The organism is Dactylosporangium thailandense (assembly GCF_059739745.1).
Window position 1 is genome coordinate 8,297,230 of the sequence record NZ_AP029195.1, and the last position, 15,922, is coordinate 8,313,151.

Consider the following 15,922-nt stretch of genomic DNA (forward strand, 5'->3'; position numbering starts at 1 on the left):
TGAAGTCTAGGCCGCGCTTACGACCCGGCCTCCCTGTCGGTCGGCTTCAGGGCAGCCGGCTTCGGCGGGCGCCGCATCCAGCGCCTCGACGCGGGCAGCAGGAGCATCGCCGTCGACAGGCCGAACACCACCGCGGGCACGAGGGTCCAGTAGCCGCCACCGGACGAGGTCAGCGCCGCGTTGCCGACGGCCGCGACGAGGCAGAGCGCGAGGGGGTACCAGTGATGCCCGCTCGCCGGCCTCCGCGCCCGCATGGCACCGTTGATGAGCAGCGTGGCCGCGACCGCGCAGATGCCCGCCCACTCCAGGGCCTCGGTGGTGACCTGGTCGATGCGCGCCTCGTCCCACTCCGGCGGCGGGTTGTCGCGCAGGAGCTGCGGCAGCCCGGCGGCGAGCAGGAGCAGGCCGGTGAGGAAGTAGAGCAGGATGCCGTAGGTCGTCATGAACGCCGCCGGCCAGCGGATCGACCACGGGCCCTTGCGGATCGGGATCGGCGCCACGGGGTAGTACACGATCTGCGGCGGGGGCGGCGGCAGGAACACCGGCGGCTGGTAGACGGGCCGCTGCGGGACCGGATAGGGCCGCGGCATGGGGCTGACCGGGACCGGACTGATCGGCGTCGGACTGATGGGCGTCGGACTGACCGGCACCGGGCTGACGGGTGTCGAGCTTATCGGGCGACTGGGTGTCGACGCGGGTGACGCCGGCAGCGCCATCTGCTCGGAGCGCTGCGCCTGCTCCGGCACGACCTGGCCGGTCTTCGTGGTGCGCACCGCCTTGCCGACCAGCACGGCGCCCTCGGCGACCACCATCTCCGGCTGCTCGATGGTCACCGGCGCCCGCCCGAACTCACGGTGCAGCTCGGTCGCGACCAGCGGCATCTGGCTCCCGCCGCCGACGAGGAAGATGCCCGCGACCCGGTCCGCGGTGAGCCGCGACAGGCGCAGCGTCTCGGCGAGCGAGCCGACCGAGCGCTCCACCAGCGGCCGCGCGGCGTTCTCGAACTCCTCCCGCGTCACCGGTACGTCCACGTCGAGCACCGGCACCATGACCGTCACCGACGCGGCCCGCGACAGCCGCTCCTTGGCCTCCCGCGCCTCGTCGCGCAGCTGCCGGGTCGCGCGCGGGTCGGCGGTCACCCGGGCCCAGTCCTCCGCGGGCACGGCCCGGCTCACGAGCCCGACGACGAGCTCGTCGAAGTCGAGGCCGCCGAGGTCGTCGCGCCCGCCCACGGCGCGCACGTCGAAGCCGGCCGCGGTGCGGGCGACCACGCTGCCGTCGAATGTGCCCGCGCCGAGGTCGTACACGACGACGCCCGAACCCACGGGGACCATGTGCTTCAGGACGCTCACGAAGTAGGTGGCCGCGGCGACCGGCTCGGGCACCAGCACGGCCCCGGGCAGCCCGGCCCGGCGCACCGCCTCGTGCAGCGTCGTGCGCCGCGTCGAGGCCCAGCCGGCCGGGTGGGTGACGGTCACCGCTCCGGGCGCGCCGCCGGCGGTGCGGGAGAACTCGGCGAGCACCCGCCGGAACACCGCGGTCATCATCTCCGCGACCGCGACCGGCCGCTCCCCCAGCAGCACCGAGCCCTCGTCGATGCGGCGCTTCGGGTTCGGCTCGAACCGCTCGGGCGCGCGGCGGGCGCCGTGCACCGCGTCGCGGCCCACGAGCAGCCCCTGCTCCTCGAGCGTCACGGCGGAGGGCAGCAGCGGCGAGCCGTCGAACAACAGCGGGCGGGTGCGGCCGTCGGGCCAGCGAGCCACCGCCACCGTGTGCGACGTGCCGAAGTCCACGCCGAGGGCCACCATGCCGCGCAGTCTAGGCGGACTGCTCGACCGCCCGCTGGAGCGCGCGATAGATCTGCCCGAATTTAGGGGCGTCCGTGGTCGAATAGATCATCGAGTCCCCGCCGGTCGTGCGCACCCAGATCTCGTGCACGCCCTTGCCGTGGTCGTGGGCGCGGTCGAGCAGATCGAGCAGCCCCTCCAGGCAGAACGCGACCACGCCGCCGATGACGATCACGGCGAGGATGCCGCCGGCGATGTACATCGTGCGCTGCTCCCCGTGAAAGTCGATCCTCCGGGCCGCCATCGCGGCCGCGACCAGCAGCCCGATGACGAGGAGCACGGCGCCGCCGCGGGTGCCGATCATGTACGCCCCGTGGCGCAGCCGCCCCGTGCGCTCGTGCCAGATGTAGGTGAGCGTGTCGAGGGGATACCAGGCTTCAGCGACGCGCACACCGCCGGAGCTGATGTGCACCACGTTGTCGCGGTAGTACGTGGTGGCCATGGCACCTCAGACGGTACAGGCGAATACGCTCCGGGCAACGACAACGACGTTGAGGAGACACAAGGTGACTTTGGTCAGGCTCGAGGCCGCGGACGGCATCGGCACCATCCGGCTCGATCGCCCGCCGATGAATGCCCTGAACATCGCCGTGCAGGAGGAGCTGCGCGCGGCCGCACAGGAGGCGACCGCGCGCGACGACGTGCGCGCGGTGGTCATCTACGGCGGCGAGAAGGTCTTCGCGGCCGGCGCGGACATCAAGGAGATGGCCGGCATGGGCTACGCCGAGATGTCCCAGCGCGCGGTCGCGCTGAGCTCCGCCTTCGACGCCGTAGCGCGCATCCCGAAGCCGGTCGTGGCCGCGATCACCGGCTACGCCCTGGGCGGCGGCTGCGAGCTGGCCCTGACCGCCGACTGGCGCGTGGCCGCGGAGGACGCCCAGCTGGGCCAGCCGGAGATCACCCTGGGCATCATCCCCGGCGCCGGCGGCACCCAGCGCCTGGCCCGCCTGGTCGGCCCCGCCCGAGCGAAGGACCTGATCATGTCGGGCCGCTTCGTCCCCGCCCCCGAGGCGCTGGCCATGGGCCTCGTCGACCGCGTCGTACCGCGCGCCGACGTCTACGAGGCCGCCCTCGCCCTCGTCCGCCCCTACGTGAACGGCCCGGCCCTGGCCCTGCGCGCGGCGAAGCAGGCGGTGGACGGGGGCCTGGAGATGGACCTCGCCTCGGGCCTGGCCTGGGAGAGCCAGCTGTTCGCGGGGCTGTTCGCGACCGAGGACAAGGCCGAGGGCATGACCGCCTTCGTGGAGAAGCGTAAGCCCTCCTTCGGGGGCCGCTGAGCCCTAGCCCGCAGCGGGGCGCCGCGACTCCGACAGAGCCGGCGCCCCGCCGCTCGCGGTCTTCCGGCGGGCCGTTCCTCGCTCACCTTCGCTCAGCCGATCGCACCTGCCCAGACTCGCGCGAAGCGCGGCAGCGGGCCGGCGATGTGCCCGGCCCAGCGGCGTCGTTAGGCATTCCTCTCGGGGTCCAATATATTCGCCATTTGCGCCGAGGCGTGATCCAAGATCGTGGTTTCGGTCGCATTCGGGGATAATTGTCACCATGGGGCAGATGCAGTTGTTCAGTTCGCGGGAATTGGCTGCTATGCGGGATCGGACGAAGGCGCGGAATTGGTGGCCGGGGAAGGATGAGTTCCGCAAGGAGGCGCAGCGGCGGCGCGACTGGGGGCTGGTGAGGCGGCATGCGGAGAAGTTGCGCCGCATCCACGGACCCGCGGGAATCACCACGTCCGACGCACACCGACGCGCCGAGGAGAATCGCACCCGAGTCGACCCCAAGCCCGGCGCCGCGTTTCCCTGCAAAAATTCCGCACGTCAAGGCCGTGCAATTTCACCGCCGCGTCTCCATTCCACCGAACCGGCCGCAGGACACGATCCGAAATCGACCGGGACGGCACCGACCCGTTCACGGCCAGTCCAACCCGAACTTGTGGCACCGGCGCAGAAGCCACGCCGCCTGACCCGATTGATGCTCGGCCGTATCGGATTTTTCGCCTGCCAGGGGATTTGTCGCTTCTACCGGCATGGATCGCCCATCGTCGCTGCGCATCCTCGCGAACGCGGGGCAGACGCCCACGAACTGCAACACACACGCGGCGGCGAGCCGCGGCGCGGCCTGGAGGCAGACGCCATCTCGGGAGCCAACTGCGGCGCGGGGTGGACGCGGCACAGAGACGCAGCGGAACGTCACGGCGCGAACGCCACGGGCACGAGGGCGCGGACGCCTCGGCGCGGCGCGAGGGCGCGGGCGCGGCGCGCGGGCGTCATGGCGCGCGACGCGAGGGCACGGACGCAGACACGGGCGTCATGGCGCGCGACGCGAGGGCGCAAGCGCCACGCGCGGACGCAGCGCGCGGGCGCGGACGCCTCGGCACGGCAGCAGACACGGACGTCACGGCGCGCGACGCGCGGGCGCGAGGGCACGGCGCGAGAACGCGGGCGCGGCGCGAGGGCCGGGGGTGCGGCGCGAGGGCGCGGACGCCACGACGCGCGGCGCTAGGGCGCGCGGCGCGAGGGCGCGCGGCGCGAGGGCGCGCGGCGCGGACGCCTCGGCGCGAAGGCGTGGACACGCGGCACGGAGGCAACGGCGCGAAAGGCGCCGACGTCACAGCGCGGCAGCAGGCAGGGACGGCGCAGACGCCACGACCGCGGCGCGAAGGCGCGCGACGCCGCAGCAGGCACGGACGCCACGGCGCAAGGGAGCGGCCACCACAACGCGCGGTGCGAAGGCGCGCGACGCCGCAGCAGGCACGGACGCCACGGCGCAAGGGAGCGGCCACCACAACGCGCGGTGCGAAGGCGCGCGACGCCGCGGCAGGCACGGGCGCGACGGCGCACGGGCGCGGCCACCACAACGCGCGGTGTGAGGGCACGCGGCACGGACGCGACGGCGCGAACGGCGCCGACGTCGCAGCACGGCAGCACGACAGACGGGCGCGAACGCCGCGACCGCGGCGCGAAGGCGCGGCACGGGCGGCGCGGGACGGACGCGGCGCACAGACGCAGCGGCACGCCACGGCGCAACGCAAGCACCACGGCGCAACGCAAACACCACGCGTTGCGGACACGAAGATGCAAACACCACGCGAAGGAGCGGGCACCACGACGTGGCGGCGGGCGCGGGTGGCGCCGGCGCCAGCGGCGCGAAGGTGGCAGGTGCGCTACGCGTCAGGACTGGGCGTGGAAGCGGTCGTCCACCATCGTGAGCTTCAAGGGCATGCCGAACGCCTTCGACAGGTTGTCCGCCGTGATTGTGTCGTGCAGGAGGCCCTGCGCCACCACGCCGCCCTCGCGCATCAGCATTGCGTGGGTGAAGCCCGGCGGGATCTCCTCCACGTGGTGGGTGACCAGCACGATGGCGGGGGCGTCGGGGTCGGCCGCGAGGTCGGCCAGCCGGCGCACCAGGTCCTCCCGGGCGCCCAGGTCCAGGCCGGCCGAGGGCTCGTCCAGCAGGAGCAGCTCCGGGTCCGTCATGAGGGCCCTAGCGATTTGTACCCGCTTGCGCTCCCCCTCGGACAGGGTGCCGTAGACGCGGTCGGCCAGCCCCGCGACCCCGAGCTGGTCGAGCAGGGCCATGGCGCGACCCTCGTCCATGCGGTCGTAGGCCTCGCGGTAGCGCCCGATCACGGCCCACGACGCGGTGAGCACCACGTCGCGCGCGGTCTCCTCGAAGGGTAGCCGCAGCGCGTTGGAGGAGAAGCCCAGGCGGGTCTTGAGCTCGGCGATGTTCGTCCGGCCCAGCTGCTCGCCCAGCACGGTGACCGTGCCGCTGGACGGATGCATCCGCGCGCCCGCGAGGTTGAGCAGCGTGGTCTTGCCGGCCCCGTTGGGGCCGAGGATCACCCAGCGCTCGTCCAGCTCGACCTGCCAGCTCACCGATCGGATGAGATGGTTGCCGTTGCGGGTGACCGTCGCATCGTCGACGGCGATGACAAGGTCATCTGACACGTGCCAATCCAACCACGCCGCACATATCGACGGCTGGCGGGGCCACGCCGACGTGACGAAGGCCGTATTCTGCGCTCCGATGACACCCGCACTGGAAATCGACGGTCTGGTCAAGACGTACCAGAGCGTGTTCGGCCGGCCGCGCACCGCGCTCGACAAGCTGGACATGCTGGTCGAGCCGGGACAGATCCACGGGTTCCTGGGACCGAACGGCTCGGGCAAGTCCACGACGCTCAAGACACTGCTCGGCCTCCTGCGCGCCGACGGCGGACGCATGCGCATCTTCGGCGAACCGGTGCCGCGGTTCCAGGCCGAGATGGCGGCGCGGGTCGGCGCGATCGTCGAGGCGCCCGCGTTCTTCGGCAACCTGACGGGGTACAAAACCCTCTCCCTGCTGGCGAAGGCCGGCGGGGTGCCGAAGCAGCGGGTGGGGATCGTCCTCGACCAGGTCGGGCTCTCCGACCGCTCCGAGGACATGGTGCGGTCCTACTCCCTCGGCATGCGCCAGCGTCTCGCGGTCGCGTCGGCGCTGCTGAAGAACCCGGACCTGCTCATCCTCGACGAGCCCAACAACGGGCTCGACCCCGCGGGCGTGCGCGAGATGCGGGACCTGCTGCGCGGCCACGCGGAGCAGGGCAAGACGGTCGTCATCTCCAGTCACATCCTGGCCGAGATCGCCCAGGTCTGCGACTCCGTCACGATCATCTCCCGCGGCCGTACGGTCGCCGCCGGCCCGGTCTCGGAAGTCCTCGCGGTCGCGGACAAGGGCTCGTACCGTGTGCGCGTCGACGACCACCAGCGCGCGGCCCAGATCCTGGCCGAGGCGGGCGCGGACGTGAGCGTGACCGGCGACCACCTCGTCGTGCACGACCTCGCGGAGCCGGCCTGGGTGTCCTACACGCTGGGCGTCCACGACATGTGGGTGCGCGAGCTGTCCCCGGTCGCGCAGCTGGAGGACGCGTTCCTGACCATCACGGGCGGCGGCTCCCGCGGCTCCTTCCGGCCCGTGGACGACTCCGAGTGGACCCCTGAGGAGCGGCCGGCATGAGCGGTACGGAGCGAAGCGGAGTGGCCGCTCATCATCAATGCGGGTCGAAATCATGCCGGCGCCGGAGCGAAGCGGAGGTGTCGGCATGAGGCACCTGTTCGCCGCGGAGTGGTCGCGGCTGTTCGCCCGGCGCATCTCGCTCGTCACCGCGGTCCTGGTCGGCACCCTGCTCGCCTTCCTCACGTTCGGCTTCACCCTCACCGGCAGCAGCCCGAGCGCGGCCGAGCAGGCGGCCGCCGCGGAGCGCGCCGGCCCGCTGGCACAGCTGTGGGACCAGCGCACCGAGCACTGCGGCCGCGTCCAGAGCGGCCTGGAGCAGGCCGAGCCGGGCGAGGACCTGCCGAAGGCGTGCGACTACGGGCCCCGCCCGACCGCCGACTCGCTGCTGGACTACGGCTTCTCGTTCCACCGCCAGTGGCCGGCGCTGTACTACGGTGCCGCCGTCCTCTTCGCCCTCGCCGGCTTCGTGCTGGGCGCCTCGTTCGTGGGCGTCGAGTGGAGCTCCGGCGGCATGGCCGGCCTGCTGCTGTGGGCCCCCCGCCGCGGCGCCGTGCTGGGGGCGAAACTGCTGGCCGTCGTCTCCGGCGTCGCCCTCATGTCGGTCGTGTACCTCGGGCTGTGGACGGCCGCCTTCCTGGCCCTCGCCCCGGGCGACGACAACGTGAGCCGGATGAGCGCGCCCGAGTTCGGATCCCTGCTCCTCACCGGCCTGCGCGTCGTGTTCGTCGCCATGGCCGGCACCGCGCTGGGCTTCTCGGTCGCGTCGATCGGGCGGCACACGTCGGCCGCCCTCGGCGCCGGCATCGCGTACCTGCTGCTGTGGGAGTTCGGCAGCACCGTCGTCTTCACCGTGGTCGAGACCACCGACTACGCGGAGCCGTACCGCCTGTCGAGCTACGCCCGCGCCTGGCTGAACCTGGGCGTCCTGCCCGACCAGAGCGCCACCGCGAACGTGGCCCGGTCGACCTTCCATGCGACGTGGGGAACGGGCGGCCTGGTGATCGCGGCGGTGGTGGCCGCGGTGGCCGCCGCGGCCTTCCTGTCCATGCGCCGCCGCGACGCCCGCTGATCGCCTGATCGGCTCGACGGCGTGAAACTTTCACGCCGTCGAGCCGAAGACCTCCTCGCGCACCGCGTCCAGACCCGTCAGGATCGCGCCGTGCAGCACCGGCTCCGAGGACACCTCGGTCGCCACCACGCGCGGGGAGACCACGGCGATCGCGGCGACCTCGTGCTGCACCCGCTGGGCCAGATCCGCCCCGCCGGCCTGCCCCACGTCGCCCGCGAGGACCACGAGCTCCGGGTCGAGCACGAGGCCGACCGAGGCGACGCCGAGCGAGATGCGCCGCGCCAGCTCGTCGAGGAACGGGCTGCCCGCGGTGCCCGCGGCGATGGCCGCCCGGACCGCCTCCGCCGCCCCCGCCGACTTGAACCCGTGGGTCTTCGCGATCGAGCGCACCGCCGCCGCGTCGACCAGGGTGCGGAAGCCGTTCTTCGAGCGCCGGGACACGTCGCGGCTGATCTGGGTGCCGGCGACGGGCAGGTATCCGATCTCGCCCGCGGCCCCGGCCGAGCCGCGGTGCAGACGGCCGCCGAGCACGACCGCGGTGCCGACGCCGCGGTCCAGCCAGACGAGCACGAAGTCGCGCGCCCCGACGGCCGCGCCCGAGTGCTGCTCGGCGATCGCGGCCAGGTTCACGTCGTTCTCGAACATGACGGGGCGGCCGAGGTCCTCGCGCAGGGCGGTGAGCAGGCCGCGGTGCCAGCGCGGGAGGTCCCAGGCGAACGTGATCTCGCCGCTCTTGGGGTCGACGAGGCCGGGCGTGCCGAGCACGATCCGCCGGATGCGGTCGATCGGCGCGCCTCCGGCCGAGGCCGCCTCCACGACGGCGGCGTGCACGACCTTGACCGGGTCGTCGCCGTCGCCGATGGCCACGTCGGTGCGCCCGACGATGTTGCCCGTGATGTCCGCCACCCCGGCGACCACGTGCGCGGGGCCGGCATCGACGCCGACGACGAACGCGGTGGAGGGCACCACGGCGTACATCTGGGCGTTCGGCCCCCGCCCGCCGGCCTGCTCGCCGACGCGGGCCACGAGGCCGCGCTCCTCCAGCCGCTCGACCAACTGGGACGCGGTGACCTTGGACAGCCCGGTCAGCTCGCCGAGCTGCGCACGGGTGAGGGGTCCTCGGCTCAGCAGCAGCTCGAGGGCGGCACGATCATTGAGGGCGCGCAGCAGGCGAGGCGTGCCGGGCAGTCGGGCGGAACTCATCGTGACGAAGACCCCTAGTATTTAGGAAACTTTCCTATTAGCGTGCCACAAGCAACCTATTCGGAGAGCGTACGGCCGGACCCACCACTCGGCCTACGCACAACCGGTCAAAAAGCTCTTACGATCGTGGATAGCGCATCGGACGAGCGTGCGGCGCCCGCGCCGCACGCGCGCCCGCGCTGAGGGGGGAACCAACGTGTCGACCGATCCCGGACTCCACCGGCTGGCCATGGGCACGCTGCTGGGCGCCTTCCGCGGGGAGGAGGCCCCGGCGTGGGCCGTGGACCTCCTCGCCGAGGGGATGGCCGGGCACCTGCTCTTCGGCTTCAACATCGTCGAGCGCGACCAGCTCGCGAAGCTGACCGCGAGCCTGCACGCCGCGCGCGACGGCGTGCTCATCGCGATCGACGAGGAGGGTGGCGACGTCACCCGCCTGGCGCACCGGGCCGGCAGCCCCTACCCGGGCAACGCCGCGCTGGGCGCCCTCGGCGACCCCGCCGTCACGCGCAGGGTGTACCGCACCATCGGCGCCGAGCTCGAGACCCTCGGCATCAACCTCAACCTCGCGCCCACCGTGGACGTCAACACCGCCGACGACAACCCGATCATCGGCACCCGCAGCTTCGGCGCCGACCCGATCGCCGTCGCCACGCACACCGCCGCCGCCGTGCTCGGCCTGCAGGGCGCGGGCGTCGCCGCGTGCGCCAAGCACTTCCCCGGCCACGGCGCGACGCTCGCCGACTCGCACCACGAGCTGCCGACCGTGGACATCGACCCGGCCCTGTTGCGCGGTCGCGAGCTGCCCCCGTTCGTCGCCGCGATCGAGGCCGGCGCCAAGTCGATCATGTCCGCGCACATCCGCGTCCCCGCGCTCACCGGCGACGCCCCCGCGACCTTCAGCCGCGCGGTGCTGGTCGACCTGCTGCGCGGCGAGCTGGGCTTCACCGGCGTCGTGGTGACCGACGCGCTGGAGATGCTGGGTGCGGCCCGCTACGCCGGCGGCATCCCCGAGGGCGCGGTGCTGGCCCTGGCCGCGGGCGCCGACCTGCTCTGCATCGGCGCCGACATCGACGAGCAGATCACGCGGGCCTGCGCGGACGAGATCGTCGCGGCCGTGCGCGACGGGCGCCTGCCGCTCGCCCGCCTCGAGGAGGCCGTGGCGCGCGTGGCCGACCTGAGCGCGTGGACGCGCAGCGGCGACCGCACCGACCGCGAGGAGCCGGGCCTGGGCTACCCCGCGGCCCTGAGCGCCGTGCGGATCGAGGGCACCCACGACCGCGCGACCGCGCCGCTGATCGTCCAGCTCGAGTCCGAGTCGTCGATCGCCGCCGGCCGCGTGCCGTGGGGCCTCGGCCCGCACGTCAACGGCACGGAGCAGCTGCGCGTCGTGGCCGCCCAGGCGGACCCGGCCGAGCTGCGCGCCCGCGCGGCCGCCCGCCCGATCGTGGTGGTCGGCCGCAACGTGCACCGCCTCCCGGGCGCCCGCGCGCTGGTGGAGACGCTGGCGCAGACCCACGCGGTGACCGTGGTCGAGATGGGCTGGCCGTCGTCATGGCGCCCGAGCGGCGCGAAGGCGTTCATCACGACGTGGGGCGCGAGCCACGCCAACGGCCGCGCCGCCGCGGAGACGCTCGGCCTGGCCGCATAGAAGCGCAGCTCAAAAGCGCAGCTCAAAAGCGCAGCTCAAAAGCCAAGAGTCAGCAGAAGCCAAGAGCCAGAAGCCAAGAACCAAGAGCCACAAGCTTCCTGCTCGGGTCCGCGTCACCTGCGGACCGTTGCTCCCGCCAGACAAAAGGGCGGTCCCTGGAGGGCCTTCGGCCGAAAGGGACCGCCCTAGCCATGTCCGTGGTGCCACGGACACCAGCCGCTACGCGGCTGAGGCTCGCACGAGGGTGCGAATCTGACGCAGCAGCACCGACAGCGCCGCCAGGTCTCCGGGCGACTCCCCGAACTCGCCGATCGCGTTACGCGTCCGCGCGATCGAGGTCGCGTTGCTCTGCTCCCACTCGTGCACCCGCTCCTCCGGGTCCGCCTCCGGCGAGGTGCCGTTGAGCACCTCCGCGGTGAGGGCGGCCAGCGCGGCGTACAGGTCGTAGCGCAACGCCATCCGGGCGAGCGTCTGCCACCGGTCCTCGCGCGGGAGCGCCGAGATCCGCGACAGCAGATCGTCGACCCGGAAACGCTCGGAGAGCAGGTAGTAGACCGTCGCGACCTCGTTCACGTCGCGGTCCGTCGTGGACGCGACCTCGACGATGTCGAGCAGGCCGAAGCCGTACATGATCCGGGTCGTGCTGTCCGCGATCTCCTCGGGCAGCCCCAGCTCCCGCAGCCCCTCGGTGTTGGCGTGCAGCGCGTCGCGCTCCCGGCCCCGGAACAGCGTGTCCAGCTGCGGCAGCAGCCGGGCGATGCCGGGCTTCAGCCGCGCGATCTCGGCCGGCACGTCGATCGGGAGCCGCCGGTTGGAGACCAGCCAGCGCACCGCCCGGTCGAGCAGCCGCCGCATCTCCAGGTAGACGGCGGTCTGCGACTTCGTCGGGATCTTGTTGTCGAGCGACTCGACCGCCCGCCGCAGCTCCGACAGCCCGTACACCTCGCTGACCACCACCGAGGCGCGCAGCACGTCCGCGGCCCCGGCGCCGGTCTCCTCGGAGGCGCGGTGGAAGAACGACGTGCCGCCCCGGTTCACGGCCTCGTTGACGACCGCGGTGGTGACGATCTCGCGGCGCAGCGGGTGCTCGGCCATCGCCTCGGCGAACCGTTCGCGCAGCGGGGTCGGGAAGTACTCGACCAGCACCTCGTTGGTCCACTCCTCGTCCGGCAGGTCGGAGTCGAGGATCTCGTGCTCGAGCACGATCTTGACGTAGGAGAGCAGCACCGCGAACTCGGGCGAGGTGAGCCCGACCCCGGTGGCGGCCCGCTCGTCGAGCAGCTCGTCGCTCGGCAGCCCCTCCAGGGCCCGGTCGAGCTGCCCGCGCCGCTCCAGGTCGGCGATGAGCCGCTTGTGCACGGGCAGCAGCGAGCGCGACTGCGCCCGCGCGTTGCCCAGCGCCGTCGCCTGGTCGTAGTTGTCGCGCAGGACCAGCTCGCCGACCTCGTCGGTCATCTGGGCCAGCAGCGGGTTGCGCTCGGCCGCCTCCAGCTCGCCCGCCGCGACCGCGCGGTCGAGCAGGATCTTGATGTTGACCTCGTGGTCGGAGCAGTCGACGCCGGCGGAGTTGTCGATGAAGTCCGTCGCGATGCGGCCGCCGTTGAGCGCGTACTCGATGCGCCCCCGCTGGGTCAGGCCCAGGTTGCCGCCCTCGCCGACGACCTTCGCGCGCAGCTCCCGGCCGTTGACCCGCACGTAGTCGTTGGCCTTGTCACCGACGTCGGCGTGGGACTCCCCGGTCGCCTTCACGTAGGTGCCGATGCCGCCGTTCCAGAACAGGTCCACGGGCGCGGCGAGGATCGCGTGCATGACGTCGTTCGGGGCGAGCGGCCCGGTGGCCGTGATCCCCAGCACCGCCCGGGCCTCCTCGGAGAGGTTGACCGACTTGGCCGTGCGCGGGTAGACGCCGCCGCCCGCCGACAGCAGCGAGCGGTCGTAGTCGTCCCACGAGGAGCGGGGCAGCTCGAACATGCGCCGCCGCTCGGCGTAGGAGGTCGCCGCGTCCGGGGACGGGTCGATGAAGATGTGCCGGTGGTCGAACGCCGCCACGAGCCGGATGAACGGCGAGAGCAGCATCCCGTTGCCGAACACGTCACCCGACATGTCACCGACGCCGACCACCGTGAACTCACTCGCCTGCGTGTCCACACCCAGCTCACGGAAGTGCCGCTTCACCGACTCCCAAGCACCCTTGGCCGTGATCCCCATCTTCTTGTGGTCATACCCGGCCGACCCACCCGACGCGAACGCGTCACCGAGCCAGAACCCGTACCGCACCGAAATCTCGTTCGCGATGTCCGAGAACGTCGCCGTGCCCTTGTCCGCCGCGACGACGAGATACGGGTCATCAGGGTCGTGACGCACCACATCCGGCGGCGACACGACCTTGCCACCGTCCAGATTGTCCGTGACATCCAGCAACGCCGAGATGAACAGCTGATAGCACGCCACCGCCTCGTCACGGTCGCCCGGATTCTGCTTCAGCACGAACCCGCCCTTGGCCCCCGTCGGCACGATGACGGCATTCTTCACCATCTGCGCCTTGACCAGCCCCAGAATCTCGGTCCGGAAATCCTCCCGCCGATCCGACCAGCGCAGACCACCACGCGCCACCGAACCGAACCGCAGATGCACACCCTCGAACCGCGGCGAGTACACGAAAATCTCAAACCGCGGCCGCGGCGCCGGCAAATCCGGAATCGACTGCGGATCAAGCTTGAACGCCGTGTACGACTTCGGCCGCCCACCATCACCACGCTGGAAGAACGACGTGCGCAACGTCGCCTGGATCAGATGCAGGAACGAGCGCAGGATCCGGTCCTGGTCGAGGCTGGTGACCTCGTCGAGGTCGGCGTTGATCGCCGCGACGAGCTCCTTGGACTGCACCGAGCGGCTCGCCTCCGACAGCTGCAGCCGCGGGTCGAACCGGGCGGCGAAGAGCGCGACGAGCTTGGAGGCGACGGCCGGGTACGCCAGCAGGGTCGTCTCCATGTAGTCCTGGGAGAAGACGGTGCCGGCCTGGCGCAGGTACTTCGCGTAGGCCCGCAGCACCACGACCTCGCGCCAGGTCAGCCCGGCCTTGAGCACCAGGCTGTTGAAGTTGTCGACCTCGGCCTCACCCCGCCAGGTGGCCGAGAACGCGTTCTCCAGGTGTGGCCGCACCTCGGCGATGGCCCGGGAGTCGGGCGGCAGCTGGAGGCCGAAGTCGTACAGGTAGATCGTCCCGTCGCCCCGCACCACCTCGTAGGGCCGCTCGTCGGTGACCTGGACCCCGAGGGAGTGCAGCACCGGGAGCACGGCCGAGAGCACCATGGGCTCGCCGTAGCGGAAGACCTTGAAGCGGATGTCGGACTCGTCCTGGCGGCGGCGGTACACGTGCATGACCAGCTGGCCCGGCTCGTCCAGCAGCTCCAGCTTGGCGACGTCCTTCACCGCCTCGTAGGGCGTGTGCTCGTCCTTGTACGTGTCGGAGATCGCCCCGCCGTAGCGCTGGTACAGCACCTTGGCCTGGTGCTCGTCGTTGAGCTTGCGCTCCAGCACCAGCCGGAAGTCGTCGTCCCAGAGCCGGGTCGCCTCGGAGAGCCGCTCGGTGAGGTCGTCGACGTCGACCCAGCCGGGCGGGTTGCCGGGCTCGGTGCGCACGATGAAGTGCACGCGGGCGAACTTGGACTCGCTCACCCGGGTCGTGTAGTCCACCCCGACGCCGTTGAGCTCGGCGAGCAGGATCTGCTGGATGCGCAGCCGGTTCGCGGTGGTGAACCGGTCGCGGGGCAGGTAGACGAGGCACGAGATGAAGCGGCCGTACGCGTCGCGGCGCAGGAACAGCTTGAGCTGCCGGCGGCCGGCCAGACGCAGCACGCCCATGACGGCCTTGTAGAGCTCCTCGGTGCCGATCTGGAACAGCTCGTCGCGCGGATACGTCTCCAGCGTCTCCATCAGGTCCTTGCCCGAGTGCGAGCGCGGCGACAGGCCGGAGCGCTCGACCACCTCGGCGACCTTGCGCTTGACCACGGGGAGGTCGCGGACGCTGGTGCGGTACGCCGCCGAGGAGAACAGCCCGAGGAAGCGCCGCTCGCCGGTCACGTTGCCGTCGGCGTCGAACATCTTGAAGCCGATGTAGTCCAGGTACGCCGAGCGGTGCACCGTGGCGCGGGAGTTCGCCTTCGTGATGATGAGCAGGCGTTTCTCCAGGGCCTTGGCGTAGGCCTCCGCGGTCATCGAGGACAGCACCCGCGGCTGGACCCGGTCCCCGCGCAGGATGCCCAGGCCGCTGCCCAGGACCGCCTGCAGCAGCTCCTCGCCGTGCTCGCCGCGGATCAGCTTGTATTGCCGGAAGCCCAGGAACGTGAAGTGGTCGTCGACGAGCCAGCGCAGCAGCTCGACCGAGTCCGTGATGTCCTTGTCCGGCACGGGCAGCTGCGCGGAGCCGAGCTCGTCGGCCAGGGCGAGCGCCTGGGTGCGCATCTTCGGCCAGTCCTCGACCGCCTCGCGCACGTCGTTGAGCACGCGGGCCAGGTCGGTGCGCAGCTCCTCGAGCTCCGCCTCGTCGCGGATGCGGTCGACCTCGATGCGGATCCAGCTCTCGACGATGTCGCCGGCGATCGCGTCCTCGGGCTCGATCCCGACACGGACGTCCTCCAGCGCGCCCAGCGGGGCGCGGCGCACCACGACGAGCGGGTGCACGAGCAGGTTGACGTCGATGTTGCGCGACGACAGCGCGCTGGTGACGGAGTCGACCAGGAACGGCATGTCGTCGGTGACGATCTCCACCGCGGTGCCGCCGGTGACGCTCAGTCCCAGGCGGAGCTTGAGCTCGCCGGGCACGCGCTGCTGCGCGAGCTCCCGGTGTGATCGGGTGGCGTCGACCATCTTGGCGACATTGCAGGCGGCCAGCTCCTCGTCAGGAACCAGGCGCCAGTAGGCCGCGACCAGTTCGGGATCGGCATCCCGCGCGGTGGCCAGCACAACTGCCTCCGCGACCAGGTGCTCCGCGTTGGGCACTGACTGCTCCAGCTCGTCGTCTTCGACCGCGTCGGGATTTCGCGCGCTGCCTAAGTCCCGCGTGTCGTCCTTCACCGGGGTCGCCCCAGGCCGATTCATCGGTTGTTCTCCCCTCGCCCACGTCGTTGTGGGTTGTCCGCCCTCAGCCTAAGACTCTGCGGG

The 15,922-nt window shown here is 72.0% G+C and carries 9 protein-coding genes; 4 read left to right on the forward strand and 5 right to left on the reverse strand.

What is annotated here, in order from left to right:
- Positions 1–17: 17 nt before the first annotated feature.
- Together AC6JBM_RS36905 and AC6JBM_RS36910 are read right to left on the reverse strand one after the other, a co-directional pair.
- On the reverse strand, positions 18–1,808 hold the full coding sequence (locus tag AC6JBM_RS36905; RefSeq protein ID WP_497978538.1) for an Hsp70 family protein: 1,791 nt from the start codon (positions 1,806–1,808) through the stop codon (positions 18–20).
- 10 nt (positions 1,809–1,818) lie between these two features.
- On the reverse strand, positions 1,819–2,289 hold the full coding sequence (locus tag AC6JBM_RS36910; protein ID WP_350624317.1) for a DUF6232 family protein: 471 nt from the start codon (positions 2,287–2,289) through the stop codon (positions 1,819–1,821).
- Positions 2,290–2,353: 64 nt separating this feature from the next.
- Here AC6JBM_RS36910 and AC6JBM_RS36915 point away from each other — a divergent pair, with 64 nt between their 5' ends.
- Positions 2,354–3,124 carry an enoyl-CoA hydratase/isomerase family protein gene (locus AC6JBM_RS36915; protein WP_497978539.1) on the forward strand — a complete coding sequence of 257 codons (771 nt, stop codon included), beginning with the start codon at positions 2,354–2,356 and terminating at the stop codon, positions 3,122–3,124.
- 1,887 nt (positions 3,125–5,011) lie between these two features.
- Here AC6JBM_RS36915 and AC6JBM_RS36920 read toward each other — a convergent pair.
- Entirely contained in the window at positions 5,012–5,818 is an 807-nt protein-coding gene (locus tag AC6JBM_RS36920) for an ABC transporter ATP-binding protein (protein ID WP_497986604.1), read from the reverse strand.
- A 52-nt stretch (positions 5,819–5,870) separates the two neighbouring features.
- Here AC6JBM_RS36920 and AC6JBM_RS36925 point away from each other — a divergent pair, with 52 nt between their 5' ends.
- A complete protein-coding gene (locus tag AC6JBM_RS36925; RefSeq protein WP_497978540.1) occupies positions 5,871–6,839 on the forward strand; it encodes an ATP-binding cassette domain-containing protein in 969 nt (322 codons plus the stop codon).
- An 85-nt stretch (positions 6,840–6,924) separates the two neighbouring features.
- Positions 6,925–7,908 (forward strand): ABC transporter permease subunit, encoded by a 984-nt coding sequence (locus AC6JBM_RS36930; protein ID WP_497978541.1) that lies wholly within the window; start codon positions 6,925–6,927, stop codon positions 7,906–7,908.
- Positions 7,909–7,938: 30 nt separating this feature from the next.
- On the opposite strand, the gene AC6JBM_RS36935 is transcribed toward AC6JBM_RS36930, so the two are convergent.
- On the reverse strand, positions 7,939–9,111 hold the full coding sequence (locus AC6JBM_RS36935; protein ID WP_497978542.1) for an ROK family transcriptional regulator: 1,173 nt from the start codon (positions 9,109–9,111) through the stop codon (positions 7,939–7,941).
- Positions 9,112–9,307: 196 nt separating this feature from the next.
- Here AC6JBM_RS36935 and AC6JBM_RS36940 point away from each other — a divergent pair, with 196 nt between their 5' ends.
- Positions 9,308–10,759, forward strand: a complete 1,452-nt coding sequence (locus tag AC6JBM_RS36940; protein ID WP_497978543.1) for a glycoside hydrolase family 3 protein — start codon at positions 9,308–9,310, stop codon at positions 10,757–10,759.
- A gap of 219 nt (positions 10,760–10,978) precedes the next feature.
- Here the strand turns inward: AC6JBM_RS36940 and AC6JBM_RS36945 are convergent, their stop codons facing one another.
- Positions 10,979–15,859, reverse strand: a complete 4,881-nt coding sequence (locus tag AC6JBM_RS36945; RefSeq protein WP_497978544.1) for an NAD-glutamate dehydrogenase — start codon at positions 15,857–15,859, stop codon at positions 10,979–10,981.
- Between the last annotated feature and the right edge of the window lie 63 nt (positions 15,860–15,922).

Coding starts and splice junctions, on each gene's coding strand:
- AC6JBM_RS36905 (WP_497978538.1), bottom strand. CDS start 1,808: ATGGTGGCCCTCGGCGTGGACTTCGGCACGTCGCACACGGTGGCGGTG.
- AC6JBM_RS36910 (WP_350624317.1), bottom strand. CDS start 2,289: ATGGCCACCACGTACTACCGCGACAACGTGGTGCACATCAGCTCCGGC.
- AC6JBM_RS36925 (WP_497978540.1), top strand. CDS start 5,871: ATGACACCCGCACTGGAAATCGACGGTCTGGTCAAGACGTACCAGAGC.
- AC6JBM_RS36930 (WP_497978541.1), top strand. CDS start 6,925: ATGAGGCACCTGTTCGCCGCGGAGTGGTCGCGGCTGTTCGCCCGGCGC.
- AC6JBM_RS36935 (WP_497978542.1), bottom strand. CDS start 9,111: ATGAGTTCCGCCCGACTGCCCGGCACGCCTCGCCTGCTGCGCGCCCTC.
- AC6JBM_RS36945 (WP_497978544.1), bottom strand. CDS start 15,859: ATGAATCGGCCTGGGGCGACCCCGGTGAAGGACGACACGCGGGACTTA.